Origin of the sequence: Caulobacter sp. UC70_42, from assembly GCF_044056025.1 — a bacterium.
GTDB lineage: Bacteria > Pseudomonadota > Alphaproteobacteria > Caulobacterales > Caulobacteraceae > Caulobacter.
This window is the reverse complement of the sequence record NZ_CP171994.1, coordinates 4154510-4179382: the sequence shown is the minus strand read 5'-3', so window position 1 is coordinate 4179382 and position 24873 is coordinate 4154510. Positions and strand designations below refer to the sequence as shown.

The following is a 24873-nucleotide window of genomic DNA, read 5'->3' as shown; positions in this document are numbered from 1 at the left end:
CGCTAGAGCCGAGGTCAAGCGTCACCGGAGGCCGGCATGATCAATTTTCCCGACGACATCTTCACCGAGCCCTCGGACGTGGATCCGGACACCTTGGCCAATCTGGGTCCGCTGCGTCCGCTGGCTGGCGTATGGGAGGGACTGAAGGGCGTCGATCTGAACCCGAAGGCCGAAGGCCCCGAACGGCGCGACTTTCTCGAGCGCATCGAGATGCAGCCGATCGACCCGCAGGCCAACGGCCCGCAGCTGTTCTACGGCCTGCGCTATCATGTCCACATCGTCGCCTCGGATGAGGAGACCAGCTTTCACGACCAGGTCGGTTATTGGCTGTACGAGCCGGCGACGGGCCTGATCCTGCAGACCCTGGCCATTCCGCGCGGCCAGGTTGCCCTGGCCGCCGGGCGCGCGGCCGAGGATGGTTCAGGACTGGTCGTTCGCGCCGAGCGGGGCGGGCCGGGCTACGGCATCTGTTCGACCGACTTCCTGGAGTGGGCGTTCCGGACGGATTCCTACGAATTGGACGTCCGCTTCGAGGCCGACGGCGGGTGGTCCTACACCTCAACCACCATGCTGCAGGTCCGCGGCCGCACGGCGCCGTTCCGTCATGTCGACCGCAACGCCCTGACCAAGGTCGCCGAGCCGCGGCCCAATCCCTTGATGCGCATCACCACCGGCGAGGCGACGCGAAGCCAGGCCCACGGCTTCATTGCAATCGGTGAGCCGGTCGAAAGCTAGCTCAGAGCCGCGACGATAGCTTGGGCGACGGCGCGCGGGGCTAGGTTGTCGGTCCCCGCGCCCCTTCGGGCGAGGTCTGGCGCGGCGAGAGATAGACCTTGCGGCCGTCCGGGTCGGTCCGCATGTCCAGCAGGGCGGCGATCATCGCCAGGGACTCGGCGGGGCGGTCCAGCTTGAACCGGCCACTGACCTTCAGCTCGCCCAGCGCCGCGTCGTGCAACGCCACGCTCTGGAGCGTGTAGCGGTTGAGGCGGGCGATCACGTATTTCAGCGGCAGGGCGTCGGCGTCCAGCCAGTCCGAACGCCAGGCCTGGTAGCTGTCGGGGCCCAGGCGGCCCTGGACCGGCGCGCGGTCGGCGGCCAGCATCAGCCACTCGCCCTTGCCGACGCGGCGTTCGGCGCCATCGCGATTGACCCGCACCACGCCGTCGAACACGCGGACCTGGACGGCGTCGCTGACCAGTTCGACCTCGAAGGTGGTGCCGACGGCGGTCACCTGGGTGTCGCCGGCCTGGACCCGGAAGGGTCGCTTGGCGTCCTCGGCGACGTCGAACACCGCGTCGCCCTTGTTCAGCGCCACGTCGCGGGCGGCGCGGCTGTAGCGCACCGAGACGCCGGTGTCGGCGGCCAGGGTGATCACGGACTTGTCGCTCATCCGATGCTCGGCGCGCGCGCGCCACCGGGGTGGCCAGGTCGATCGGCCCTTCGCTCAGGTACGGACGCATCAGCACCGTGACCGACAGCCCCACGACCATGGCGACGCCGGCGGCGATCAAGCCCATGCGCAGGTGTCGCCTCTTGGCGGGCGCGGCGCGGACGCGCTCGGCGGCGTCCAGCAGGGCGGTGTCGCGCTGGGTGTCACGCATCAGGGCGAAGGCGGCCGCGCGGCTGGGCGCGCTGGCCAGCCAGGCTTCAAGCTCGGCTCGCTCGGCTTGCGTCAGGTCGGGCAGGCGATCGGCCCAGTCGGCCGCGATCTCCAAGTCCTCGTCGGATGGCGGGCGCCAGTTGTCGTTAGCGCGCATCCTGGCGGCTCCCTTCTCGCGCGGCGTTGACCGCCGCGTCCTGCATCGCGTCGGCCAGTTCGGTCATGGCCCGCACGAGGTGTTTCTTGACGGCCTCCACATTGATCCGAAGATCGTCGGCGATGGCTTGTCTGGACTGGCCGTCGAGGTGACGGCGGATGAAGATGTCGCGGCGCAGCGGCGAGAGGCGATTCAGCGCCTTCTCGAAGACCGCGGCGCGTTGTTTGTGCTCCAGCACCGCGTCGGGCAGCGGCAGGTCGCAGCCGAAGTCCTCGTCGCCGATCGGCTCCTCGCGCCGGTCGCGGCGCGCCTGGGCGTAGATCAGCGAATCCGCCACCCGGTAGGCATAGGCCAGCGGTTGGGTGATCTCCTGCTTTCGCGCCTGGCGCAACACCATCAGGAGGGTCTCCTGCAGGATGTCCTCTGCGCGCGCCGGGTCCTTGGACCGCCGCACGATATAGGCCGCGAGCTTGCGTTCGTGAGGCCGCAGCGCCGCGAGGACGTCCTTCATGGCGCTTCCAGTCGGCATGGTCGTGCACGCGTCCATGGAGGGGAGAGGCGCGAGCCGGGCGAACGGGGACAGAAAATGTTTCGGAATCGGAATTCGCCCGTCAAAACTCATAGGTCACACCCAGGGTGAAGGTGCGGCCGCTGACCGTGCGGGCGGTCAGGCGTTTCTCGGTGATATCGGTGTATTGGGTGATCGGCGCATCCGTGAGATTGACACCTTCCAGCACGATCCGCAGGCCGCCGGCCGTATTGTAGTGGGCGGCGAAGTCGATGTTGTTCGACGCCTTGTAGCCCGAGCCGATCGAGCCTGGACTGCCCGCGCCGTCCAGATAGCCCGAGCGATAGGCCGACGAGACCCGCGCGCCCCACCGCGCGGTCTCGTAGTAAAGCGTCGCGTTCGAGGTCCATTTCGACAGCTGGAACAGGTCCAGGGCTATCGAGCGGTCCTCGATCAGTACGTTCGAGCGGCCGGCGGCGTGGGTGACATTGCCGACGAAGCCCAGCTGATCGAACGGGGCGGGCAGGAAGGTGAAGTCGCGCTGCCAGGCCAACTCGACGCCCTTGATCGAGGCCCCATCGCCGTTCACCGGCCGCACGAAGGTGTAGACCGTGTCGGGGCCGTTGCCGGGCGCCAGGAACGCCAGCGGATAGCCGGTCGAGCCATAGCGCACCGCGCTGGTCGCCGTGGTGATGAACGAGTCCATCCGCTTGTAGAACAGGCTGACGGCGAAATAGCCGCCGCGGCCCGGGTAGACCTCCAGCGCGCCCTCGACCGCGTCGGCCAGGAACGGGCGCAGGTTTGGATTGCCGGCCGAGATGGTCCCGCCGAACGGGGCCGAATTGACATTGCCGGCCGCGCGCAGGTCCGAGAGGCTGGGCCGGCTGATGTTGCGGTTGGCCGAGACGCGGGCGACGACGCGCGGCGACAGGTCGACCGCCAGGTTCAGGGCGGGCAACACGCCATCGTAATGGCTCTGGATCGAGGCCGGCTCCAGCTTGGTCCCGGTATTGACCATGCCAGCCGAGGTCAGGTCGGTGGCGTAGTAGCGGACGCCGAAATCTCCGCGCCACGTCTTGTCGCCCACCGCGCTTTTGACTCGCGCCATCAGATAGGCGGCCCAGGTCTTCTCGCTGAGGGAATAGTGCGAGCCGGGCATGTCGTCGGCCTCGGTCAGGTCGCGGTTGATGGCCAGGCGCGCGAAGGTCGCGTCGATGTCGCCGACGATGTAGGGGCGCAGCGATTTTTCGAAGACCAGTTCCTTGACCGCCTGCGGCGCGGGACCCCCGGTCGGGTAGTCCGCCCGGCCGCGGCGGGTGTAGCCGTCGTTGTGGAACGACTTGTACTGGGCGCCGCCTTCGATCGTCAGGGCCGGCGCGGCTTGGTAGTCGAAGTCGAGGCGTCCGGTGGTGAACTGGTTGACGACCTGGTCCTCGCGCGTGTCGGCCCGCATCAGGCTCCACTGGGTGGGATCGGCCGGGTCGAAGCCATAGCGGCTGTTCGCGGCCGCATCGCCGCCGCGCAGGTCGTAGGCGAAGGCCTTGTCGCTGGCCTGCAGGAAGATCTTGTCGAAGACCGGTCCTTCGAAGTCCGACTTCGAGTAGCCGGCCGCGCCGCGCAGGCGCAGGCGGTCGCTGACCTGGATCTCGCCATTGATCGCGCTCTGCAGGAAGACCGTCGTGTCCTCCGAGCGCTTATGCTCGCTGCGTAGATCGACGCCGCCGGAATAGTCGGCGTAGACGAGACTGTCGCCCCGGATCTCGGCGGCGCGCAGGCGCTGGGTTCCCTTGACATCGCCGGTCAGCGGATTGTCGCCGGCCGCCGCCAGGGAGAACTCGTCGCGATCGTTGGAGAGCCGGCCGTAAAGCAGATCCGCGCCCAGCCTCATCCGATCGCCGGGTTGATATTGCAGGGATAGGGTGACCCCCAGCCGCTCGCGATGGTCGAACCAGGTCGAATAGCTCTCGGCCATGGGCGCGACGACTCGGTCGGGACCGGTGGCCAGCAGGCGATCGGCCACGTCGCGCGCCACGTCCGGCCCGATATTGGCCGCGCCGAAGGTCACCGGCGACCAGCCCCAGTTGCGATAGCCGTACTCGTTGGCGTCGTTCTCGCTGTAGGCCAACGAGATCAGCGCCCCGACGTCGCCCCAACGCCGCGAGGCCAGGGCCGCGATCCGCGGGCTGACCACGCCGGTGGCGCTGTTGTTCAACGCCTTGGCCGAGAAGGCCAGCTTGTCGTCTGGATAGTCGAAGGGCTTGGCCGTGCGTAGCTCGACCGTACCGCCTATGCCGCCTTCATCCTGGTCGACCGCGTAGGACTTCCAGACCGTGACCCTGTTGAAGAGCTCGCTGGCGAAGATCGAATAGTCGAAGGCCCGGGTGCGGCTGACCGAGCCGCGATTGTCCATGCCCGAGGCCGTCGAGGCCGAGACCTCCATGCCGTTCAGCTGGGCGCGGGTGAAGTCCGGGCCCAGGCCGCGCAGCGCGATCTGGCGGCCCTCGCCGGTGTCGCGCGAGATGGTCATGCCGGGTACGCGCTGCAGGGACTCGGCGAGATTGAGGTCGGGGAAGGCGGCGATGTCCTCGGCCAGGATCACCTCCTGGGCGCCGGCGGCCCGTCGTTTCAGGTCGCGGGCGTGCAGCAGGGTTTCGCGAAAGCCCGTGACGATGACCTGGTCGACCTCGGTCGGCGCCTCGGATGGCGGGGCGTAGCGGGGCGCGGCGGTGACCGAAGAGGGCGGCGTGGGGGCCGCTTCGCGCAGGACATAGCCGCCTCCGGCCGCCACGGCGCGCAGGTTTTGACCGTCGATCAACCGGTTCAACGCCTGCTCTGGCGTCAGCAGGCCGCGCACGCCCCGGCTGATGCGGCGGCGGATGTCGGCCAGGGTCATGACCGGTACGTCGGCCTGATGAGAAAAGGCGTTGAGGGCCTGAGAAAGATCGCCGCCTGGGATCTCGAAGCGCTTCGGTGTCTCGGCTCGCACCGGCGCCACGGCGGCCAGGGCCAGCATCGATCCGGCCATCACTGGACCTGATCGCGACAGCCAGGCGCGCCGTCCCGCCATAAGGGTCCTCACAACGGCGGCCCGTAAAAGCTTCGGGCGCCCGCGCGAACCCCTACAAAGGACGCATGTCACTAATTTGAAGGTTCTGTGGACGGATCTGTCCGAGCGCCGCGGCGTGGCCCAGCGGCAACGCCTGGCGGGCCTGCCGCAAAAAAGAGGGCCGCCATCCGGGAGGACGGCGGCCCAGTTCAAGGGGGCTCTTGGAAGGGCTTAGAACTCGTAGGTCGCGCCGATCAGGATGGTGCGACCGCTGCTGACGTTCACCGTCGTCCGCTTGGCGGCGATGTCGGTGAACTGGATGCTGTGCTCGTTGGAGAGGTTGATGCCTTCCAGCGTCAGCTTCAGCTTCGGCAGCACGTTATAGTGGGCGGCGAAGTCGATATTGTTGGTCGCCTTGTAGCCGTCGCCGATGTTGCCGTTGCCGCCGGCGCCGGTCAGGTACTTGTCCCGATAGGCGGTCGACAGGCGCATGCCCCAGGCATCCGTCTCGTAGTAAATGGTAGCGTTGGCCGAGTACTTCGACAGCTGGAACAGCGGCAGGGTCACCGACTGGCCGCTGATGATCACCGGCGAGGAGCCGTCGGCATAGGTGCCGTTGGCCACGACGCCCAGGTGGTTGAACGGGGCGGGCAGGAAGTCGAAGTCACGCTGGAACGAGGCTTCCAGGCCCTGGATGTCGGCGCCGGGGCCGTTCACCGGGCGGCTGACATTGTACAGGATCGAGCCATCCTGGCCCGGCAGCAGGAACGACAGCGGGAAGCCCGTTTGCGAATAGGGCATGATGCTGGTCTGCGACGTGATGAACGACTTCAGCTTCTTGTAGAAGACGCCGATCGTGAAAGACCCGACCTTGCCGTCGTAGAACTCCAGCGAGCCTTCGATCGAGTCCGAGGTGAACGGCGTCAGGTTCGGGTTGCCGGTGCTGATCGTGCCGCCGAACGGGGCGGTGGTCAGCGAACCGGCGGCGGCCAGGTCGCCCAGGGCCGGGCGGCTGATGTCGCGGTTGGCGCTGAAGCGGGCGACCATGCCTTCGTTGACATCGACGGCCACGTTCAGGGCCGGCAGCCAGCCGTTATACTTGTGCTTGATCGACACCGGCTGGAGGCTGGTCCCGGTGTTCAGGGTGCCGTCCGAGCTCAGGTCGGTCGAATAGTAGCGCACGCCGGCGTTGGCCCGCACGCCCTTACCCAGGATCTCGGTGTTCAGGTCGTACTGCAGATAGGCCGCCTTGGTCTCCTCGGTCACAGTGAAGGCCGTGCCCGGGGTGGCGAACTTCGCGCCCTGGGCTTCCAGGTCACGCGTCTGGCCGATCTGGGCGTAGACCGGATCGACGTCGCCGACGATGTAGGCGCCCAGCGACTTGAACGGCAGGACCAGCTTGAGATTGTCCGGGATTTTGGTGTTGGCCGGGACGTTCCTGAACTGCTTGTCGCCCCACTGAGCGCCGTAGTTCTTGAACTTCTTGTACGAGACGCCGCCCTTCAGGGAGGAGATCTCGTTGGCCGCGAAGGCGACGTCGAACTTGGCGTTGGTGTATTCCGAGGAGATCTTGTTCTCCTGAGTGTCCATGCGCATCAGGTCCCACTTGGCCGGGTCGGTCAGGCCGGCGCCGTAGGTGTTGACCGGCATGCTCGGACGGTCGTCGAAGCTGAAGGCGTAGTTCTTGGATTCCAGGAACACCTTGTCGAAGACCGGCAGGGCGTAGTCCGACTTCGAGTAGCCGATCAGGCCCGACAGCAGCAGTTTGTCGGTGGCCTGGTACGAGCCGCTCAGACCCAGCTGGTAGAACTTGGTCTTGTCTTCCTCGCGGTTGAACTCGCTGCGGATGTCGACGCCGGTGTAGCTGGAGGCGATCAGGGTGTCGCCCTGGATCACCGCCGTCTGCATCACCTGCGTGCCGGTGATGTTGCCGGTCAGGCTGTTGACGCCCGAAGTGGCCAGCGAGAAGTTCTGGCGGCTGTTTTCCAGCTGGCTGTACAGGCCGTCGAAGGCCAGCTTCAGCTTGTCGCCCGGTTCGTACTGCAGGGCCACCGTCGCGCCCAGGCGCTTGCGGCGGTCGAACCAGGTCGAATAGGTGTTGGCCTGCGGGGCGAAGACGGTCGCGGTGGCGGCCGTCAGGCGCGCGGCGTCGGCGGCGTTGACCCCCGAGCCGATATTGCCCGGATTTGCGCGGATCCGACCCCAGTTGTAGCTGCGATAGCCGAACTCGTTGGAGTCGGTCTCGCCATAGGCGATCGAGGCCAGGGCGCCGAAATCACCCCAGCGGTTCGAGATCAGGCCGACCACGCGCGGTGTGATCTTGTCGTCGGCGTTGCTGTTGCGCTGACCCTTGGCCGACAGCACGGCCTTGAAGCCCGGATAGTCGAACGGCTTGGCGGTCGCCAGCTGCACGGTGCCGCCGATGCCGCCTTCGTCCTGCTCGGAGGCGTAGGACTTCTGCACCGTCACGCGGTTGAACAGTTCCGAGGCGAACAGGCTGAAATCGAAGGCGCGCGAGCGGCTGACGCCGCCGCGGTTGTCCATGCCCGAGGCGGTGTTGCCCAGCACTTCCATGCCGTTCAGCTGGGTGCGCGTGAAGTCTGGCCCCAGGCCTCGCAAGGTGATCTGACGGCCTTCGCCGCTGTCACGCGAGATGGTGACGCCCGGCACGCGCTGCAGCGATTCCGCCAGGTTCAGGTCGGGGAAGGCGGCGATGTCTTCGGAAACGATCACGTCGACGGCGCCGACGGCCTTACGCTTGAGGTCGCGCGCGTGCAGCAGGCTGTCGCGGAAACCGGTGACGACGATGGCGTCGACTTCCGAGACGTCGCCAGACGCGGCGGCTGGGGCCGGCGCTTCAGCGGCGCGCGCCTGGGCGGCGACACTCAGCACGGCGACGGTCAGCGCCGTCGTGGTCAGAAGGTTGAACTTGGTGACTTTGAGCATGGCCCCGATCCCTTGCGGTTTCCGCTTGAGCGATGACGGGACGGAGAGGCTTCCCCGCCGGTCGTCTGGCGGGGAGAGGCGGCCGGGGCCTCGACGGGGACAGTTTTCGGAGCCGGAATTTTGTGAAGTGTTTGCGACGGTTGGGCTGGTTCATCCTTGTCCTGACGGCTTTGCGCGGCGCGCGGACGATGCGCGTCGCGATGGCGCGCCGGCCCGCTTTTGGCTAAGACGCCCGCCATGCTGCGTATTTCGGAACTGAAGCTGCCGCTCGGCCATCCGCCGGAAGCGATGAAGCCCGCCATCATCGAACGGCTCGGGATCGGGGCCGACGACTTGGTCAGCTTCGAGATCGCTCGCCGCGCCCATGACGCGCGCCGCAAGTCGGCGATCCTGATGGTCTATTCGGTCGATGTGGCGCTACGCGACGAGGCCGCCGTCCTGGCGCGCTTCGCGGGCGACCACCACGTGCGCGTCACACCCGACACCGAGTACCGCTTCGTGGCCAAGGCGCCGGAAGGCTTCGAAGGTCCGCGTCCGGTGGTGATCGGCGCAGGCCCCTGTGGCCTGTTCGCCGGCCTGATCCTGGCCCAGATGGGCCTGAAGCCGATCATCGTCGATCGCGGCAAGGTCGTGCGCGAGCGGACCAAGGACACCTGGGGCCTGTGGCGCAGGAGCGAACTGAACCCGGAGTCGAACGTCCAGTTCGGCGAAGGCGGGGCGGGGACCTTCTCGGACGGCAAGCTCTACAGCCAGATCAAGGACCCGCGCTTCCTGGGCCGCAAGGTGCTGGAAGAGTTCGTCAGGGCCGGCGCGCCCGAAGAGATCCTGACCGAGGCCCATCCCCACATCGGCACTTTCCGCCTGGTGCACATGGTTGAGCAGATGCGTGCTCTCATCGAGAGCCTGGGCGGTGAATACCGCTGGCGGCACAAGGTCGAGGACTTCGACATCGAGGTCCGCGCCGACGGTTCGCGCCAACTGAAGGGGTTGCACATCGCCGGTGGAGGCTACCTCCCGGCTCGCCATGTGGTCATGGCCCTCGGCCACAGCGCGCGCGACACCTTCGAGGTCCTGTACGAACGCGGCGTCCATATCGAGGCCAAGCCGTTCTCGATCGGCGTGCGCATCGAGCATCCGCAGTCGTGGATGGACAAGGCGCGCTTCGGCGCCTGCGCGGGTCACCCCGACCTGGGCGCGGCCGACTACAGCCTCTCCCACCACTGCAAGAACGGCCGCACCGTTTACAGCTTCTGCATGTGCCCGGGCGGCACGGTGGTGGCGGCGACTTCGGAGCCCGGCCGCGTGGTGACCAACGGCATGAGCCAGTATTCGCGCAACGAACGGAACGCCAATTCCGGCTTCGTGGTCGGCATCGACCCCGAACGCGACTATCCGGGCCATCCGCTGGCCGGGATCGCGTTCCAGCGCAAATGGGAGAGCCTGGCCTATGTGGCGGGCGGGTCCAGCTATCAGGCGCCAGGCCAGAAGGTCGGCGACTTCATGGCGGGCCGGCCGTCGACCGAGCTGGGCGAGGTGGTCCCGTCCTACAAGCCGGGCGTTACCCTGACGGACCTGTCGGCCTGCCTTCCAGACTTCGTGATCGAGGCCATGCGCGAGGCGCTGCCGGTCTTCGGCCGCCAGATCGCCGGTTACGACCACCCCGACGTGCTCCTGACGGGCGTCGAGACCCGGACGTCCTCACCGATCCGGATCACCCGGGGCAAGGACTTCCAGAGCCTGAACACCGCCGGCCTGTTCCCAGCCGGTGAGGGCGCGGGCTATGCCGGCGGCATCCTCTCGGCGGCGGTGGATGGCATCAAGGTCGCCGAGGCGGTGGCGCGGGCCTATATGGCCGAGGGGCTGATCCCCGCGACGACCTGAAGCCATCGCGAGGATCGCATCGATTACTCGGCCGGTTCGCTGACCTGGGCCAGCGTCGGATAGTCGGTGTAGCCCCGGGCGCCGTTGTCGAAGCCGTAGAAGGTGGTGGGATCGGGCGCATTGAGCGGCGCGCCCTTCTTCAGGCGCTCCACCAGATCCGGGTTGGCGATATAGGCCTTGCCGAAGGCGATGGCGTCGGCCTTGCCGGCCGCGATGGCGGCGTTGGCGCTGGCCAGATCGAACTTCTCATTGGCGATGTAGACACCGCCGAAAGCCGCCTTCAGCGCCGGACCCAGGCTGTCGGACGCCTCGTGCTCGCGGGCCGAGATGAAGGCGATCTTGCGCTCGCCCAGGGCCTTGGCGACATAGCCGAAGGTGGCCGGCAGGTTGCTGTCGCCCATCGAGTGGCTGTCGGCGCGCGGGGCCAGATGGACGCCCACGCGGTCGGCGCCGAACACCGAGATCGCCGCGTCGGTCGCTTCCAGCAGCAGGCGAGCACGGTTTTCGATCGAACCGCCATATTGGTCGGTGCGCTGGTTCGAACCGTCCTGCAGGAACTGGTCGAGCAGGTAGCCATTGGCGCCGTGCAGCTGCACGCCGTCGAAGCCGGCGTCCTTGGCGTTCTGGGCGGCTTGGCGGAAGGCTTCGACGACACCGCCGACTTCCTCGGTCGTCAGGGCGCGCGGAGTCGGGTAGGGGCGCTCGGGGCGCAGCAGGCTGACATGGCCCTTGGCGGCGATGGCGCTGGGGCCGACCGGCGGTTCGCCGTGCAGGTGTTCGGGGTCGGAGATGCGCCCGACGTGCCAGATCTGCATGAAGATGCGGCCGCCCTTGTCATGCACGGCCTTGGTCACCTGCTTCCAGGCTTCCGTTTGTTCCTTCGACCAGATGCCCGGGACGCCGGCATAGCCGACGCCTTGCGGGCTCACAGGCACGCCCTCGGTGATCAGCAGACCGGCGGAGGCGCGCTGGGCGTAGTACTCAGCCATCAGGGCGTTGGGGATGTTGGTCGGACCAGCGCGCAGGCGGGTCAGCGGCGCCATAACCACGCGGTTGGGCAATTCAAGCGCGCCGACGCGCAGCGGGTCGAACAGGGTAGGCATAGGAGACTTGTCCCTCGAGCGGGGCGCCGACCCTCCGTCGGCGTCTGCGAAGCTAGGTGGGGACCGCGTTTTCTATCGCAACCGCAACAGTCTCGATTTCGTCTGAAAGCCGCGCGGTGAAAATCTAAAGCGGCTTCAGCTCCTGGAGCATGGTCGGAACCAGCTCCGATACCGTGGGGTGGATGTGCACCGCCCGCGAGATGACCGTGTAGGGCGCCTTGGCGTACATCAGGTCCAGCATGCCGTGGACGACTTCATCGCCGTTCAGGCCCAGGATCGCCGCGCCGAGGATTTGCTTGGTCTCGGCGTCGACCACCACTTTCATGAAGCCTTGGGTCTCACCCTTTTCGACCGCGCGGCCTACGCGGGTCATCGGACGCTGGCCGACCAGCAGCGGGCGGCCGCTGGCCTTGGCTTCCGCCTCGGTCATGCCCACACGGCCCAGGGGCGGGTCGATGAACAGGCCGTAGCAGGTGATGCGGTCGCTGACCTTGCGCGGATCGTCATCAAGCAGGTTCGCGGCGATGATCTCGAAATCGTTGTAGGCGGTGTGGGTGAAGGCGCCCTTGCCGTTGCAGTCGCCCATCGCCCAGATCCCCGGGACATTGGTCTTCAGTTGATCGTCGACCACGACATAGCCGCGCTTGTCGGTCGCGATCCCGGCGGCCTCCAGTCCCAGGTCGTCGGTATTGGGCTTGCGGCCCACCGCCAGCAGCACGTGCGAGCCCGTCACCTGCGGCGCGCCGGTCTCGCAGGTGACGTGGACGCAGTAGCCTTCGGGGCAGGTACTGAAGCTGATGCACTCGGCGTTGAGGCGGACGGCGACACCTTCGGCCTCCAGGATTTCGCGGACCGTGTCAGAGATCTCCGGGTCCTCGCGGCCGATCAGGCGTGGGCCCATCTCGACCACCGTCACCTGGCTGCCGAACCGGCGGAACATCTGGGCGAATTCCAGCCCGATATAGCTGCCGCCAACGATGACCAGATGTTCTGGCAGCGTATCGAGCTGCATCATCCCGACATTGGTCAGGTAGTCGATGTCGCCGATCCCCGGCATGTCCGGCGCGTTGGCCCGGCCGCCGACATTCAGGAAAATCTTCGGCGCGGTCAGCAGACGCTCGCCCACGCGGACCGTGTCGGCGCTCTCGAAGCGGGCATGGCCCTGGAGGACCGTGACGCCCTTCATCCCGCGCAGCCATTTTTCGACATTGCCGCGGGCGTTGCGGACCACGGTCTGCTGGCGGTCCTTGACCCGCTTCATGTCGACGCCGACCTCGCCCTGGAGGACAACGCCGTAGTCCGCCGCGCGGCGAGCGAGATGCGCGGCGTAGGCGCTGGCGACCAGGGTCTTGGTCGGCATGCAGCCTGTATTGACGCAGGTGCCGCCGAAGTCCTTGCGCTCGACCATCGCCACGGTCCAGCCCGCTGCGCTGAGGCGACCGGCCAGGGAGGGGCCGGCCTGACCGGCCCCGATGATGATGGCGTCGAAGGTTTCGGCGGCGGCCATGGTCAGATCGCAGTCTTGGCCAGGAAGAAGATCGCGAAGGCGCCGACAACGGCGACGACGTCCTCGATGATCGCGGCCGGCTTGTCCTTGCCGAACCGGGCCGCCAGGCGGCCGCGGAAGTCGGCGCCGACGAATGTGCCGATCACCGCGCCGACCGCGCCGATGACCATGCCGCGCAGCCAGTGGGTGCCGGGCATCATCAGGGCCGCGCCGGCGAAGGCGCCGGTGAGCACGCGGGCGATGAACTGGTGCGGAACCTTGCGGCTCGGCGTCTTGGGATGCTGGTCGGCGATCAGCTCCAGAGCGGCCAGGGCGCTGAGGACCAGGACCGGGATCAGCCCGCCCAGCCAGGCCAGCGGATAGCCGGCCAGGGGCAACCAGCCCAGACGGGCGGCCCAGGCGGCGGCGGCGGGCGCGGTCATGGCGCGCAGGCCGGCGATCATGCCGATCAGCAACGCGAACACGTAGAGCAACATGAAAAGACTTCCCCTCACAACGAGACGCCGAGACTGGCTTGCCTTGCAACCTGACCGCAAGAGCGAAGGCGGCGATTGCACCTTCCAATCGCGTTTGGCGTCATCGCGACATCGATACTGACGGCAGGCTGTCAGCAGGAGGGGCCTAGAACCGTGTCCAACGAACGGGACACGAGGAACGAAGATGCTCAAGATTTCACACCGGCAGCTGCCACTGCGGCGCCGTCCGCTACGAAGCCGAGATCGACCTGCAGGCGGGAACCGGCCGTTGCAATTGCTCGATCTGCGCCAAGACCCGCAGCTGGGGCGCCTTGATGAAACCGGAGGCCTTCCGCCTGCTCGCCGGCGAGGACCGCCTGGGGACCTACAGGTTCGGCACGATGAGCGGCGATCACTGCTTCTGCGCGACGTGCGGCGTGCGCGTGTTCGGGCGCGCCGATGTCGAGCAGCTGGGCGGCAAGGTGGTCTCGATCCAGGTCGCCACGCTGGACGACACGAGGCCCGAGGAACTGGCGGCCGCGCCGATCAACTACGGCAACGGCCGTGACAATCTCTGGTGGGAGCAGCCTAGCGAAGCTGAGATGCGCTACCTCTAGGCCGAGCCGAGCGCCTCGAACCCGCGGTCGAGGTCGATCTTCAGGTCCTCGATGGCTTCGAGGCCGATGTGCAGGCGCAGCAGCGGCCCCTCCAGACCGACCGGGACCGAGCGGTTCTTCAGCTGTGGATCGCAGTGGATGGCCAGGCTCTCGTAGCCGCCCCAGGAAAAGCCCAGGCCGAACAGCTTCAGCGCGTCGAGGAAGGCGTGGACGGCGCGCTGGCTGCACGGCTTGAGCACTACGCCGAACAGGCCGCAGGCGCCGGTGAAGTCGCGCTTCCAGAGCGCGTGGCCCGGATCGCCGGGCAGGGCGGGATGCAGCACGCGCGCCACCTCGGGACGGTCTTGCAGCCAGCGGGCGATGACCAGGCCGTTCTCATGGTGACGCGGCAGGCGAGTGGTCAAGGTCCGCAGGCCCCGCAGCATGGTGTAGGCGTCGTCCGGCGAAACCGACCAGCCGATGTCCCACATGGCGTCGCCCAGCGCGTTGCCGATGTCGACATCCATGGTCGTGGCCGAGCCCATGAAGCAGTCCGAGTGGCCGCCGACATATTTGGTCAGGGCCTGGACGCTGATCGTCACACCGTGCGCCAGGGGTTTGAAGTAGAGGCCGGCAGCCCAGGTGTTGTCGATCAGGGTGATGATGCCCCGGTCGTTGGCGGCCTTGGCGATGGCCGGCACGTCCTGCATCTCGAAAGTCAGGGAGCCTGGGGCTTCAAGCAGGATCATCCGGGTCCTGGGCGTCGTCAGCGCCATCAGCCCGTCGGCGTCCAGCGCTGGGTCGTAGTAGGTGGTGGCGACGCCGAAGCGGGTCAGAACACGATCGCAGAAGCGGCGCGTGGGCTTGTAGGCGCTATCGACCACCAGGATCTCGTCGCCGGCCTTCAGCACCGCCAGCATGGCGCCGGTGATCGCCGCCAGGCCCGAGGGATAGAGGGTGACATCCGGCGACCCTTCGAGCTCGGCCAAGGCCTTCTGCAAGGCGGCCGGCGACGACAGGCCCGTGATGCCGTAGGTGACCTGGTCGTCGTCGTAGAGTGACGCGGCGTTGGGCAGCAGCACCGTCGAGGCGCGTTGGATCGGCGGATTGACCGTGCGCGCGAGGGCGGTCGGTTCGGAGCCCTTGCGGATCAGGCGGGTTTCTTCATCCATGGCGGGGACTTCTCGGCGACGCGGCGGTACGGTTGTGGTTTAGAGCGTGGCAGCCAAAAGTGTGAGCGGTTTTGGCGTCTGCCACGCTCTAAGCGTAAGAGATAGAGCCTGCTCAGGCAGGCTCTAGCGCCGCGCGCGCGACGGTTCAAGGAGTGATCGAGTGTCGGTGCGTTTTGGCGTAGTGGTCTTGTCGATGCTCGCGCTCGCCGGGTGCGATCGGCGCGAATCCGCCGCCCGAGCCGCGTCCCGCTGAACACGCGCCGCCGCTGGCCGTCAAACCCGCCGCGCCCAGCAAGACCCTGAAGGCCATCAAGGCGCGGGGAGAGTTGCGTTGCGGCGTGAACCCCGGGCTGCCGGGCTTTGCCTTCCGCGACAATGGCGGACACTGGCGCGGCTTCAACGTCGATTTCTGCCGCGCCCTGGCCGCGGCCGTGCTGGGCAAGCCCGACAAGGTGACCTTCGTGCCGCTGGGCAACGAGGAGCGGATCACGGCTCTGCGAACCGGCAAGGTCGACGTCCTGTGGCGCAACACGTCCTGGACCTTCTCGCGCGACACCGGCGACCAGCTGGACATGGCGGCGATCTCCTATTTCGACGGCCAGGGATTTCATGGTCCGCCGCGGCCTGAACCTGACCAGCGCCGTTGAGCTGAACACGGCCAAGATCTGCGTCCAGAGCGGCGCCACCTCGGCCCAGAACCTGGAGGACTTCTTCCGCGCGCGCGGCATCGCCTACACGGCCATGGCGTTCGACAGCGAGGAGCAGGCCCGAGCGGCCTATCAGGCCGACAGGTGCGACGCCGTCAGCGCCGACATTTCCGCGCTCGCGGCGGCGCGGTCGGTGCTGAATGATCCGGGCGCCCACGTGATCCTGCCCGACGCCATCTCCAAGGAACCGCTCGGCCCGCTGGTTCGCCAGGACGATCCGGCCTGGACCGACATCGTCCGATGGACCTTTTACGCCCTGGTTCTGGCCGAGGAGCACGGGGTGACCAAGGCCAACGCCAAGGACATGAAGACCGGCGCCGATCCAGAGGCGCGGCGGCTGCTGGGCGAGGGCGGGTTCGGCGCCATGCTGGGCCTGGACGCCGACTGGGCCTACCGCGCGATTATCGCGGGAGGAAGTTACGGCGAAATCTTCGACCGGGAGATCGGCGGCGGCTCCGCGCTGAAACTGGACCGCGGCCTCAACGCGCTGTGGAACGCGCCCAAGCCGGGCCTGCTGTACGCCCCGCCGCTGCGCTAAGCCGCCGGGCCGGTGACCACGGGCGTGTCCGCCAGGCCGCCCCATTCCGTCCACGAGCCGTCATAGACTGCCGAACGCGGCTTGCCGAGGCGGGCCAGGGCCAGGGCCACGACCGAGGCGGTGATGCCCGAGCCGCACGTCGAGGTGATGGGCTTATTGATATCGACGCCAGCGGCCTCGAAAACCGTCTTCAACTGGTCGGCCGGCAGCATGGTCCCATCGGCGGCCAGCAGGGCCGAGAGCGGGATGTTGCGGGCCCCAGGCATGTGGCCGCCGCGCAGACCGGCGCGGGGCTCGGGATCCTTGCCCTCGAAGCGGCCGGCGGCGCGGGCGTCGATGATCTGCTCGCGACCGGTCGCGACGATTTCCCGCATCTGCTCCAGCGAGCGGTAGATGTCGGCCTGGTAGCGCGGGGTGAAGTGTCGCTCCTGCGGCATGGCGGGGCCGTCCTCGACCGGGCGGCCTTCAGCGAGCCACTTGGGCAAGCCGCCGTCCAGCACGACGACGTCCTCATGGCCCATGGCGCGGAAGTGCCACCAGGCGCGAGCGGCCGGCAGGATGCCGCTGCTGTCATAGACGACGATCCGGGAACCATCGCCCAGGCCCAGTTTCCTCACCCGCGAGGCGAACTTCACCGCCGTCGGGATCATGTGCGGCAGGTCCGAGGTCTCGTCGGAGATGTCGTCGATGTCGAAGAACACCGCCCCCGGGATGTGGGCGGCCAGGAACTCCTTGCCTGGATCGCGCTGGGCGGCCGGCATGTGCCACGAGGCGTCGACCACGCGCACGTCCGGCGCGTCGAGGTGCTCGGCCAGCCAGGCGGTGGAGACCAGCGGATCGGACGGGATGGCCATGGAACGCCTCCTAGACTTCAGACTCGGCGGCGAGTTTACATCCAAGGCGGCGTCGGCAAGCCCTTTTCCTTCAGGAACTCGGGATTGAACAGCTTGGACTGATAGCGCGAGCCGTGGTCGCACAGGATGGTCACGATGGTGTGGCCAGGACCCAGTTCGCGCGCCAGCTTGATCGCGCCGACGACGTTCACGCCCGACGAGCCGCCCAGGCACAGGCCCTCGTGCTGGACGAGATCGTACAGCACCTCCAGCATCTCCGCGTCAGTGACGCGGTAGGGGTGGTCGATGACCAGATCCTTCAGGTTGGCGGTGATGCGACCTTGGCCGATGCCCTCGCTGATCGAGGTTCCCTCCGATTTCAGCTCGCCGTCCTTGTACCAGGCGTACAGCGCCGCGCCGTAGGGGTCGGCCAGGCCTATCTTCACATCGGGCTTGCGCTCGCGCAGGGCCTGAGCGACGCCGGCCAAGGTGCCGCCCGAGCCGACCGCGCAGATGAAGCCATCCACTTCGCCGCCGGTCTGGTCGAAGATTTCCGGGCCGGTCGTGCGATAGTGGGCCTCGCGGTTGGCGACATTGTCGAACTGGTTGGCCCAGACGGCGCGAGTTCCTCGGCCAACCGCCCGGAATAGCGGACATAGTTGTCGGGATTGGAGTAGGGGACGGCGTCCACCTCGACCAACTCCGCGCCGAGCAGACGGATGGCGTCCTTCTTTTCCTGGCTTTGGGTGCGCGGGATGACGATCGTGGTCCTGTAGCCGAGGGCCGAGGCGACCATGGCCAGGCCGATGCCTGTATTGCCGGCCGTGCCCTCGACGATGCGGCCGCCGGGCTTCAGCAGGCCCTTGGCTTCCGCGTCACGAATGATGCCCAGGGCCGCGCGGTCCTTGACCGACTGACCGGGGTTCATGAACTCGGCCTTGCCCAGGATCTCGCAACCCGTGGCCTCGCTGGCGCCGTTCAGCCGGATCAGCGGGGTGTTTCCGATGGCGTCCAGTACGCTCGAAAGGGGGACGCTGGGCAGGGCGGTCATGGTCGGCCTTGGGAGGATCTTTCGGATCGCTGGTAGATCGTGCGGCGACCGCTCGGCGCAACCCCAGTTTTCCTGAGGGCGCATAAGCCCAGCCATCAAATCTCAAACTTGACCATGACTTGCGCTGATATCCACAGTCTGTGGATATCAGCCCCGGCTCAGGCCCAACTGGATGACATTGGTCCGCTCGGTGCGGAATCCGGCTTCGCAATAGCTGAGATAGAAGCGCCAGAGCCGCCGAAAGCGCTCGTCGAAGCCGTCCTTGCGGATGTCGCTCCAAGCGCCTTCGAACCGCCGCGCCCACTCGGCCAGGGTGTCGGCATAGTTCTGGCCGAAGCGCTTGAGGTCGCTCCATTCAAGACCCGCGCGCTCGGTCTCTTCCTTGAGGCGCGCCTCGCTGGGCAGCATGCCGCCCGGGAAGATGTAGCGCTGGATGAAGTCGGTGCGTCCGCGATAGCTGGCGAACAGCTCATCGCGGATGGTGATGATCTGCAGGCCGGCGCGGCCGCCGGGCTTCAACACCTCGCGGATCTTGCCGAAATACGACGGCCAGTATTCCTCGCCGACCGCCTCGAACATCTCGATCGAGGCCACAGCGTCGAATTGACCCCGGACGTCACGATAGTCGATCAGCTGGATGTCGGCCTTTTCGGCCAGTCCCCGGTCGAACAGGCGCTTGCGGGCGAAGTCGTACTGGGCCTGGGAGATGGTGATGCCGGTGACCTTGGCCCCGACCTCCTTCGCCGCGAACTCGGCGAATCCGCCCCAGCCGCAGCCTATCTCCAGCACGTGCTTGTCGGGTGAGAGGTCGATGGTCCGGGCCAGGGCCGCGTACTTGGCGGTCTGCGCCTCGGGCAGGGACTGGTTGGGCCGCTCATAGAGGGCCGAGGAATAGGTCATGCTGGGGTCCAGCCAGCGCGAATAGAACGCGTTGCCCAGGTCGTAGTGGGCATGGATGTTCCGCCTCGAGCCGTCGCGGCTGTTGCGGTGAAACAGATGATAGAGGGCGTTGACCATCCGCATCACCGCGTTGCCCTCCACCAGCGCCGACAGCCTGTCGAAGTTCAGCGAGAACGCCTCCAGCACCGTCGACAGGTCGGGTGTTTCCCATTCGCCCGCCATGAAGCCTTCGGCGAAGCCGATGTCGCCGGACGAAGAAGGCGCGGCGGATGAAGTTGTAATCGTGGATCCGGATCGTGGCGTCCGGACCGGGCAGGCGGCCTCGGACGGTCAGCGGCGCGCCGGTCGGCAGGATGAAGGTGACCGAACCGGTCTCCCAGTTCGTCGCCGCCACGCGAAGGGCGGTGCGAAAGGCGGCCGGGGCGGCCTTCAGGTCGGGGTGGTTCCAGAGCGTCGTATCCAAGGCGTGGCCTCGCATCCGGTTGCGCGTTCATTAACGCCGTTAACGACCGGCTCGTAAACCCGCTACAGACCGCGATAGGCCTCCATGGCCTTCTCGCGCGCCTGGGCGTGGTCGACAATTGGTCTCGAATAGAGACGTTTTGCCGCCGCTGGCAGATGCAAGGCTCGAGTCCATGGCTTGTGGATAACTTCGTCGGGAACGCTTTTCAGTTCCGGAACCCAGCGCCGGACATAGACCCCGCGCGGATCGAACTTCTCGCCTTGGGCGATGGGATTGAAGATCCGGAAGTAGGGCGAGGCGTCCGCGCCGCTGCCAGCCACCCACTGCCAGTTGCCCACATTATTGGCCAGGTCGGCGTCCACCAGGGTGTCCCAGAACCAGGCCTCGCCCTCGCGCCAGTCGATCAGCAGGTGCTTGACCAGGAACGAGGCGACGATCATGCGCACGCGGTTGTGCATGAAGCCCGTGGCCCACAGCTCGCGCATGCCGGCGTCGACGATCGGATAGCCGGTTTCGCCCCTGGTCCAGGCCTCGAAGAAGACGGGGTTCGATTTCCATGGGAAGGCGTCGAATTCAGGCCGGAACCCGCTGGTCGGCAGGTTCGGCCAGTGGAACAGGATCGAATGGTTGAACTCGCGCCAGCCGACCTCGGAGAGGAACTTCTCGATCTCTCCGACGGGAGCGCCGCGATGCTCGACGGCGTCGCGGGCGGCCAGCCAGACCTGGCGCGGGCCGATCTCGCCGAAGTGCAGGTGCGGCGACAGGCGCGAAGTCGCTTCGACGCTGGGCAGGTCGCGCTGCTCGCCATAGCCGTCGACCGGGCCGGAGAGAAAGTCGTCCAGCCGTTTCAACGCGCCGGCTTCCCCGGGAGACCACAGGTCGAAGCCCTTCGACCAGTCGGGCTTGGTCGGATGCAGATTCCAGTCGGAGAGACTTTCGCTGCATGGGAGATGTTCGGGTGATTTCAGGTGTTTGGGCCCAGGTTCTACGGTGACCTGGCTTAGAGGCTCGCGGGCGGCGCGCCAGTAGGGGGTGAACACCTTGTAGGGCTGTTTGGCGCCGTTGCTCACCGTCCAAGGCTCATTCAGCAAGCTGGCGTTGAAGCTCTGGCAATCGACGCCGGCGTCCTTCAGGCGGGTCTTGATCGCGGTGTCGCGGTTGATGCTGACCGGGTCGTAGAGCCGGTTCCATAGCACGCAGGTCGCGCCGGTATGGGCGATCACGTCGTCCAGAACTTCGGCCGCCACGCCCTTGCGAAGCACCAGTCCATTGCCAAGCTTCTCAAGGCTTTCGGCGAGGCTCTTCAGAGACTTGTCCAGCCACCACAGCGAGGCCGCGCCCCTGGTGCGGAGACCTGGAGTTCTCGTCCAGGATATAGAGCGGTATCACCGGCCGGCCGCTGTCCGCGGCATGGCGCAGAGCCGGATTGTCGGCTAACCGCAGGTCGTTGCGGAACCAGACGATGACGGGGCCCTGATCCGTGTCTTTCCGCACTTGCCTCACCCCGCCCGAAAGGTCACCTCTTGGGCGCCTGAAATCCCTGTCCGCTGGAAGAGTTGCCTTGAGTCAGCCGAAAGCCGTAGTCCAGAAAGCAGCCCGATGAGCCGTCGTATCGTCCTGGTGACCGGCGGCGCGGGCTTCATCGGCTCCAACATCGTCGCGCGTCTGTGCGAGGATCCTGCGTTGGACGTGGTGGTCTGCGATCGCCTGCGCGATGCAGCCAGCGGCAAGTGGCGCAACATCGCCAAGCACCCGATCGCCGACTTCGTCGCGCCCGAGCAGCTGTTCGACTGGCTGGCCAGGCGCGGCGCGGAGGTCGAACTGATCGTCCACATGGGCGCCGTCTCGTCGACGACAGAGGCCGACGCCGACAAGATCGTGCAGTCCAACTTTGTGCTGTCGCGCGACCTCTGGGACTGGTGCGCGCAACACGGCAAGCGCCTGATCTACGCCTCGTCGGCGGCGACCTATGGCGATGGCTCGCTGGGCTTCGAGGGCAAGGATGATCTGGCCTCGCTGCAGGCCCTGCGACCGTTGAACGCCTATGGCTGGTCCAAGGCCCTGTTCGACATCTACGCCGTGCGCGAGGCCCATCGCGGTCACTCCCCAGCTCAGTGGGCGGGCCTGAAGTTCTTCAACGTCTATGGCCCGAACGAGGAGCACAAGGACGGCATGAAGTCGGTCGTGGCCCAGATCTGGCCGCGCGTCGCCGCGGGCGAAGGGGTCCGGCTCTTCAAGTCGCACCACCCGGACTACGAAGACGGCGGGCAGTTGCGCGATTTCGTCTATGTCCGGGACGCGGTCGACGTGATCGCCTGGTTGGCCAGGAACCCGACCGTCAACGGCGTCTTCAACCTGGGCTCCGGCCACGCGCGCTCGTTCCGGGATCTCGCCGTCGCCACCTTCGAGGCGGTGAACCGCGAGCCGGACATCACCTATATCGACATGCCCGAGGTGCTGCGCGGCAAGTACCAGTACTACACCCAGGCCGATATGAGCCGCCTGCGGGCGGCGGGCTACGATGCGCCGATGACCTCTCTGGAGGATGGCGTGGCCGACTACGTGGCGGGCTACCTGAATACCGACGATCCGTATCGCTGACGTCAGGGCACGGTTGCCGGCCGTGGCGACGCGCGTAGGCTGAGCCCCGAGATCGAGGCGCGAACCTCGACATCAGGGAGTTCGTCATGGCCGGCATCGCCGCCTGGGCGCCTATGCGCCGCGCCTGCGTCTGAGCCGCAAGGCGGTGACCGAGGCCAATGCCTGGGTCGCCCCGAACCTGAAGGCCAAGGGCAAGGGCGAACGCTCGATGGCCAACTGGGACGAGGACGCCCTGACCATGGCGGTCGAGGCGGCCCGCGACGCCCTGGGGCCAGGCGACGACCGTTCCCATATCGACAGCCTCTATTTCGCCTCGACGACCGCGCCCTTCGCTGACCGGCTGAACGCGGGAATCGTCTCGGCGGCCCTGACCCTGGAGAAGTCGATCACCGCCAGCGACGTGACCGGTTCGCAGCGTTGCGGCCTGACGGCGCTGGGCCAGGCGCTGGCGAGCGGTGGAACCTCTCTGGTCGCAGTCGGCGAGCGCCGCAGGGCCCGCGCCGTCTCGACCCAGGAACTGGACTTCGGCGACGGCGCGGCGGCGTTCGTGATCACCGACGGTCCCGGCGCGGCCGAGCTGCTGGGACGGGGGTCGGTTACCGACGACTTCGTCGACCACTTCCGCGGCGCCGACGGCGGCTTCGACTATTACTGGGAGGAGCGCTGGATCCGCGACGAGGGCGTCGTCAAGCTGGTCCCCCCGGCGATCCGCAAGGCGCTTGAGGTTGCGGGTCTAAAGCCCTCGGACATCGATCATTTCTGCTTTCCGTCGACCTTTTCCGGCATGGCCGCGACCGTCGCCAAGGCCGTGGGGATCAAGCCCGAGGCTGTTCGCGACAATCTCGCCGCCGTGATGGGCGAGGCCGGCTGCGCGCACGGGCCGATCATGCTGGCTCACGCGCTGGAGGACGCCAAGGCCGGTGAGGTGATCCTGGTCGCCCAGTTCGGCCAGGGCGCCGAGGCGCTGGTGTTCCGCGCCACCGGCGCGGGGCAGCGTCCGACCCGGGGCGTGACCGGCTCGCTGGCTGATCGAGAAGTCGAAGCCAACTACCTGAAATTCCTGACCTTCAACGGCCTTGTCGAATGGGATAAGGGCATGCGGGCCGAGAAGGACAACAAGACGGCCCTGACCACCCTCTACCGCAACGAGGACATGATCCTGGGTCTGGTCGGCGGCCGCTGCCGCGAGACCGGAGTCGTGCAGTTCCCCCGCACCCGTATCTCGGTCGCGCCGAATAACCCGGCCGTCGACACCCAGGAGCCGTATCGCTTCGCCGAGCGGTGCGCGAGCGTTCTGAGCTATTCGGCGGATTACCTTACCTTTTCCATGGCTCCGCCGAACCACTACGGCATGATTGTCTTCGAGGGCGGCGGGCGGATCATGATGGACATCACCGACGTTTCGCCGGGCGATGTCGAGACCGGCCTGCCGGTGCGGATGGTGTTCCGCGTCAAGGAGGTCGACGAGAAGCGCGGCTTCGTCCGCTACTTCTGGAAAGCCGCGCCCGACCGCGCCGCCATCGCTGCCCAAACCTCTCAAGCCGCCGAATAAGGGAGACCGTCATGCCGCAAGGTATCCGGGACAAGGTCGCCATCCTCGGGATGGGCTGCAGCAAGTTCGGCGAGCGCTGGGACGCCGGGCCCGACGACCTGATGGTCGAGGCCTATCTGGAGGCCATGCAGGACGCCGGCGTCGAGCCGACCCAGCTGGACGCGGCCTGGTTCTCGACGCACATCGACGAGATCGGTTCGGGCAAGGGCGGCACGCCGCTGTCGATCGCCCTGCGCCTGCCCAACATCGCCGTGACCCGGGTCGAGAACTTCTGCGCTTCGGGCTCGGAAGCCTTCCGGGGCGCGGTCTACGCCGTGGCGGCGGGCGCGGCCGACATTGCCCTGGCCGTCGGCGTCGAGAAACTGAAGGACACCGGCTACGGCGGCCTGCCGGTCGCCAATCCTGGCACGCTCAGCCCTCAGGTCATGCCCAACGGCTCGGCGCCGGGCAACTTCGCCCAGCTGGCCAGCGCCTATCGCGCCAAGCACGGCGTCTCCAAGGACGACCTGAAGCGCGCGATCGCCCACGTCTCGGTCAAGAGCCACGTCAACGGCTCCAAGAATCCCAAGGCCCATCTGCGCAAGCCGATCACCGCCGAGCAGGCCTTGAACGCGCCCATGATCGCCGAGCCGCTGGGCCTGTTCGACTGCTGCGGCGTGTCCGACGGCGCGGCGGCGGCGATCGTCACCACGCCCGAGATCGCGCGGGCCCTTGGCAAGCGCGATCTTGTCACCGTCAAGGCCCTGCAGCTTTCGGTCTCGAACGGCTACGAGAGCCAGTACAACGGGTGGGACGGCAGCCACTTCCACACCGCCCGTATCGCCGCCGGCAAAGCCTACAAGGAGGCTGGCATCGAGCGGCCGCGCGAGCAGATCTCGATGATGGAGGTGCACGACTGCTTCTCGATCACCGAGCTGGTGACGATGGAAGACCTGTTCATCTCGGCGGAGGGCCAAGGCTGGCGCGACGTGCTGGACGGCTTCTACGACGCCGACGGCGGCATACCCTGCCAGATCGATGGCGGCCTCAAATGCTTCGGCCATCCGATCGGCGCCTCGGGCCTGCGGATGCTCTACGAGATGTATCTGCAACTGCAGGGCCGGGCAGGTGAACGGCAACTGGCCAATCCGGTCTTCGGCATGACCCACAACCTGGGCGGCGCGCCGGCCAGCAACGTCTGCTCCGTGGCGATCATCGGTCAGGAAGGGGCGTAAGGAAAAGGGGCTTAAAGCCGCCTTGGCCTTGGTGTAACCCAGA

General features: G+C 67.1%; 16 protein-coding genes and 5 pseudogenes. 8 read left to right on the top strand and 13 right to left on the bottom strand.

Annotation, left to right across the window (positions count from 1 at the left end; all coding sequences use genetic code 11):
- Positions 1–36 precede the first annotated feature (36 nt).
- The gene (locus ACHMW8_RS20920) at positions 37–735 is read left to right on the top strand and encodes an FABP family protein (protein ID WP_125158321.1); all 699 of its coding nucleotides are present in this window, start codon (positions 37–39) and stop codon (positions 733–735) included.
- A 40-nt stretch (positions 736–775) separates the two neighbouring features.
- On the opposite strand, the gene ACHMW8_RS20915 is transcribed toward ACHMW8_RS20920, so the two are convergent.
- The 4 genes from ACHMW8_RS20915 to ACHMW8_RS20900 form a co-directional block, all read right to left on the bottom strand.
- Complete coding sequence (locus ACHMW8_RS20915; protein ID WP_395443668.1) at positions 776–1390, bottom strand: FecR family protein; 615 nt, start codon at positions 1388–1390, stop codon at positions 776–778.
- A 356-nt stretch (positions 1391–1746) separates the two neighbouring features.
- Positions 1747–2379 (bottom strand): RNA polymerase sigma factor, encoded by a 633-nt coding sequence (locus ACHMW8_RS20910; RefSeq protein WP_395443667.1) that lies wholly within the window; start codon positions 2377–2379, stop codon positions 1747–1749.
- Positions 2369–5290 carry a TonB-dependent receptor gene (locus tag ACHMW8_RS20905; protein ID WP_395443666.1) on the bottom strand — a complete coding sequence of 974 codons (2922 nt, stop codon included), beginning with the start codon at positions 5288–5290 and terminating at the stop codon, positions 2369–2371. The genes ACHMW8_RS20910 and ACHMW8_RS20905 overlap by 11 nt, the downstream gene beginning before the upstream one ends.
- A gap of 252 nt (positions 5291–5542) precedes the next feature.
- A complete protein-coding gene (locus tag ACHMW8_RS20900) occupies positions 5543–8257 on the bottom strand; it encodes a TonB-dependent receptor (protein ID WP_395443665.1) in 2715 nt (904 codons plus the stop codon).
- Positions 8258–8494: 237 nt separating this feature from the next.
- On the opposite strand from ACHMW8_RS20900, the gene ACHMW8_RS20895 reads away from it, so the two are divergent.
- Positions 8495–10138 (top strand): NAD(P)/FAD-dependent oxidoreductase, encoded by a 1644-nt coding sequence (locus tag ACHMW8_RS20895; RefSeq protein ID WP_395443664.1) that lies wholly within the window; start codon positions 8495–8497, stop codon positions 10136–10138.
- 23 nt (positions 10139–10161) lie between these two features.
- On the opposite strand, the gene ACHMW8_RS20890 is transcribed toward ACHMW8_RS20895, so the two are convergent.
- From ACHMW8_RS20890 to ACHMW8_RS20880, 3 genes are all read right to left on the bottom strand, one after another.
- Positions 10162–11241, bottom strand: a complete 1080-nt coding sequence (locus ACHMW8_RS20890; protein ID WP_395443663.1) for an alkene reductase — start codon at positions 11239–11241, stop codon at positions 10162–10164.
- 124 nt (positions 11242–11365) lie between these two features.
- Complete coding sequence (locus ACHMW8_RS20885) at positions 11366–12748, bottom strand: FAD-containing oxidoreductase (RefSeq protein ID WP_395443662.1); 1383 nt, start codon at positions 12746–12748, stop codon at positions 11366–11368.
- A 2-nt stretch (positions 12749–12750) separates the two neighbouring features.
- The gene (locus ACHMW8_RS20880; RefSeq protein WP_395443661.1) at positions 12751–13224 is read right to left on the bottom strand and encodes a DUF4126 family protein; all 474 of its coding nucleotides are present in this window, start codon (positions 13222–13224) and stop codon (positions 12751–12753) included.
- Positions 13225–13466: 242 nt separating this feature from the next.
- Here ACHMW8_RS20880 and ACHMW8_RS20875 point away from each other — a divergent pair, with 242 nt between their 5' ends.
- Positions 13467–13820 (top strand): GFA family protein, encoded by a 354-nt coding sequence (locus ACHMW8_RS20875; protein WP_395446019.1) that lies wholly within the window; start codon positions 13467–13469, stop codon positions 13818–13820.
- On the opposite strand, the gene metC is transcribed toward ACHMW8_RS20875, so the two are convergent.
- Together metC and ACHMW8_RS20865 are read right to left on the bottom strand one after the other, a co-directional pair.
- Positions 13817–14971 carry a cystathionine beta-lyase gene (gene metC / locus ACHMW8_RS20870; protein ID WP_395443660.1) on the bottom strand — a complete coding sequence of 385 codons (1155 nt, stop codon included), beginning with the start codon at positions 14969–14971 and terminating at the stop codon, positions 13817–13819. The genes ACHMW8_RS20875 and metC overlap by 4 nt on opposite strands.
- A 42-nt stretch (positions 14972–15013) precedes the next feature.
- Positions 15014–15091: pseudogene (locus ACHMW8_RS20865) on the bottom strand (hypothetical protein); the annotation flags it as partial.
- Between the two features lie 218 nt (positions 15092–15309).
- Here ACHMW8_RS20865 and ACHMW8_RS20860 point away from each other — a divergent pair.
- Both ACHMW8_RS20860 and ACHMW8_RS20855 read left to right on the top strand, forming a co-directional pair.
- Positions 15310–15618, top strand: coding sequence for a transporter substrate-binding domain-containing protein (locus tag ACHMW8_RS20860; RefSeq protein ID WP_395443659.1), 309 nt, complete (start codon positions 15310–15312; stop codon positions 15616–15618).
- The gene (locus ACHMW8_RS20855) at positions 15581–16216 is read left to right on the top strand and encodes a hypothetical protein (protein ID WP_395443658.1); all 636 of its coding nucleotides are present in this window, start codon (positions 15581–15583) and stop codon (positions 16214–16216) included. Before ACHMW8_RS20860 ends, ACHMW8_RS20855 begins: the two co-directional genes overlap by 38 nt.
- Here ACHMW8_RS20855 and sseA read toward each other — a convergent pair.
- The 4 genes and pseudogenes from sseA to ACHMW8_RS20835 all read right to left on the bottom strand — a co-directional run bounded on the left by sseA (position 16213) and on the right by ACHMW8_RS20835 (position 20966).
- The gene (sseA, locus tag ACHMW8_RS20850) at positions 16213–17070 is read right to left on the bottom strand and encodes a 3-mercaptopyruvate sulfurtransferase (protein ID WP_395443657.1); all 858 of its coding nucleotides are present in this window, start codon (positions 17068–17070) and stop codon (positions 16213–16215) included. The genes ACHMW8_RS20855 and sseA overlap by 4 nt on opposite strands.
- A 35-nt stretch (positions 17071–17105) precedes the next feature.
- Positions 17106–18100, bottom strand: a pseudogene (locus tag ACHMW8_RS20845) (cysteine synthase A).
- Between the two features lie 147 nt (positions 18101–18247).
- A pseudogene (locus ACHMW8_RS20840) lies at positions 18248–19478 on the bottom strand (class I SAM-dependent methyltransferase).
- A gap of 47 nt (positions 19479–19525) precedes the next feature.
- Positions 19526–20966, bottom strand: a pseudogene (locus tag ACHMW8_RS20835) (cryptochrome/photolyase family protein).
- A gap of 96 nt (positions 20967–21062) precedes the next feature.
- On the opposite strand from ACHMW8_RS20835, the gene rfaD reads away from it, so the two are divergent.
- From rfaD to ACHMW8_RS20820, 3 genes and pseudogenes are all read left to right on the top strand, one after another.
- Positions 21063–22064: an ADP-glyceromanno-heptose 6-epimerase gene (rfaD, locus tag ACHMW8_RS20830; RefSeq protein WP_395443656.1), complete on the top strand. Its 1002-nt coding sequence runs from the start codon at positions 21063–21065 to the stop codon at positions 22062–22064.
- Positions 22065–22150: 86 nt separating this feature from the next.
- Positions 22151–23616, top strand: a pseudogene (locus ACHMW8_RS20825) (OB-fold domain-containing protein).
- 11 nt (positions 23617–23627) lie between these two features.
- Positions 23628–24830, top strand: a complete 1203-nt coding sequence (locus ACHMW8_RS20820) for an acetyl-CoA acetyltransferase (protein ID WP_125158338.1) — start codon at positions 23628–23630, stop codon at positions 24828–24830.
- Positions 24831–24873: the final 43 nt, after the last annotated feature.

Bases quoted from the DNA above. Each gene is read 5' to 3' on its own strand.
- ACHMW8_RS20920 (WP_125158321.1), top strand. From the start codon at position 37: ATGATCAATTTTCCCGACGACATCTTCACCGAGCCCTCGGACGTGGAT.
- ACHMW8_RS20915 (WP_395443668.1), bottom strand. From the start codon at position 1,390: ATGAGCGACAAGTCCGTGATCACCCTGGCCGCCGACACCGGCGTCTCG.
- ACHMW8_RS20910 (WP_395443667.1), bottom strand. From the start codon at position 2,379: ATGAGTTTTGACGGGCGAATTCCGATTCCGAAACATTTTCTGTCCCCG.
- ACHMW8_RS20905 (WP_395443666.1), bottom strand. From the start codon at position 5,290: ATGGCCGGATCGATGCTGGCCCTGGCCGCCGTGGCGCCGGTGCGAGCC.
- ACHMW8_RS20900 (WP_395443665.1), bottom strand. From the start codon at position 8,257: ATGCTCAAAGTCACCAAGTTCAACCTTCTGACCACGACGGCGCTGACC.
- ACHMW8_RS20895 (WP_395443664.1), top strand. From the start codon at position 8,495: ATGCTGCGTATTTCGGAACTGAAGCTGCCGCTCGGCCATCCGCCGGAA.
- ACHMW8_RS20890 (WP_395443663.1), bottom strand. From the start codon at position 11,241: ATGCCTACCCTGTTCGACCCGCTGCGCGTCGGCGCGCTTGAATTGCCC.
- ACHMW8_RS20885 (WP_395443662.1), bottom strand. From the start codon at position 12,748: ATGGCCGCCGCCGAAACCTTCGACGCCATCATCATCGGGGCCGGTCAG.
- ACHMW8_RS20880 (WP_395443661.1), bottom strand. From the start codon at position 13,224: ATGTTGCTCTACGTGTTCGCGTTGCTGATCGGCATGATCGCCGGCCTG.
- metC (WP_395443660.1), bottom strand. From the start codon at position 14,971: ATGGATGAAGAAACCCGCCTGATCCGCAAGGGCTCCGAACCGACCGCC.
- ACHMW8_RS20855 (WP_395443658.1), top strand. From the start codon at position 15,581: ATGGTCCGCCGCGGCCTGAACCTGACCAGCGCCGTTGAGCTGAACACG.
- sseA (WP_395443657.1), bottom strand. From the start codon at position 17,070: ATGGCCATCCCGTCCGATCCGCTGGTCTCCACCGCCTGGCTGGCCGAG.
- rfaD (WP_395443656.1), top strand. From the start codon at position 21,063: ATGAGCCGTCGTATCGTCCTGGTGACCGGCGGCGCGGGCTTCATCGGC.
- ACHMW8_RS20820 (WP_125158338.1), top strand. From the start codon at position 23,628: ATGCCGCAAGGTATCCGGGACAAGGTCGCCATCCTCGGGATGGGCTGC.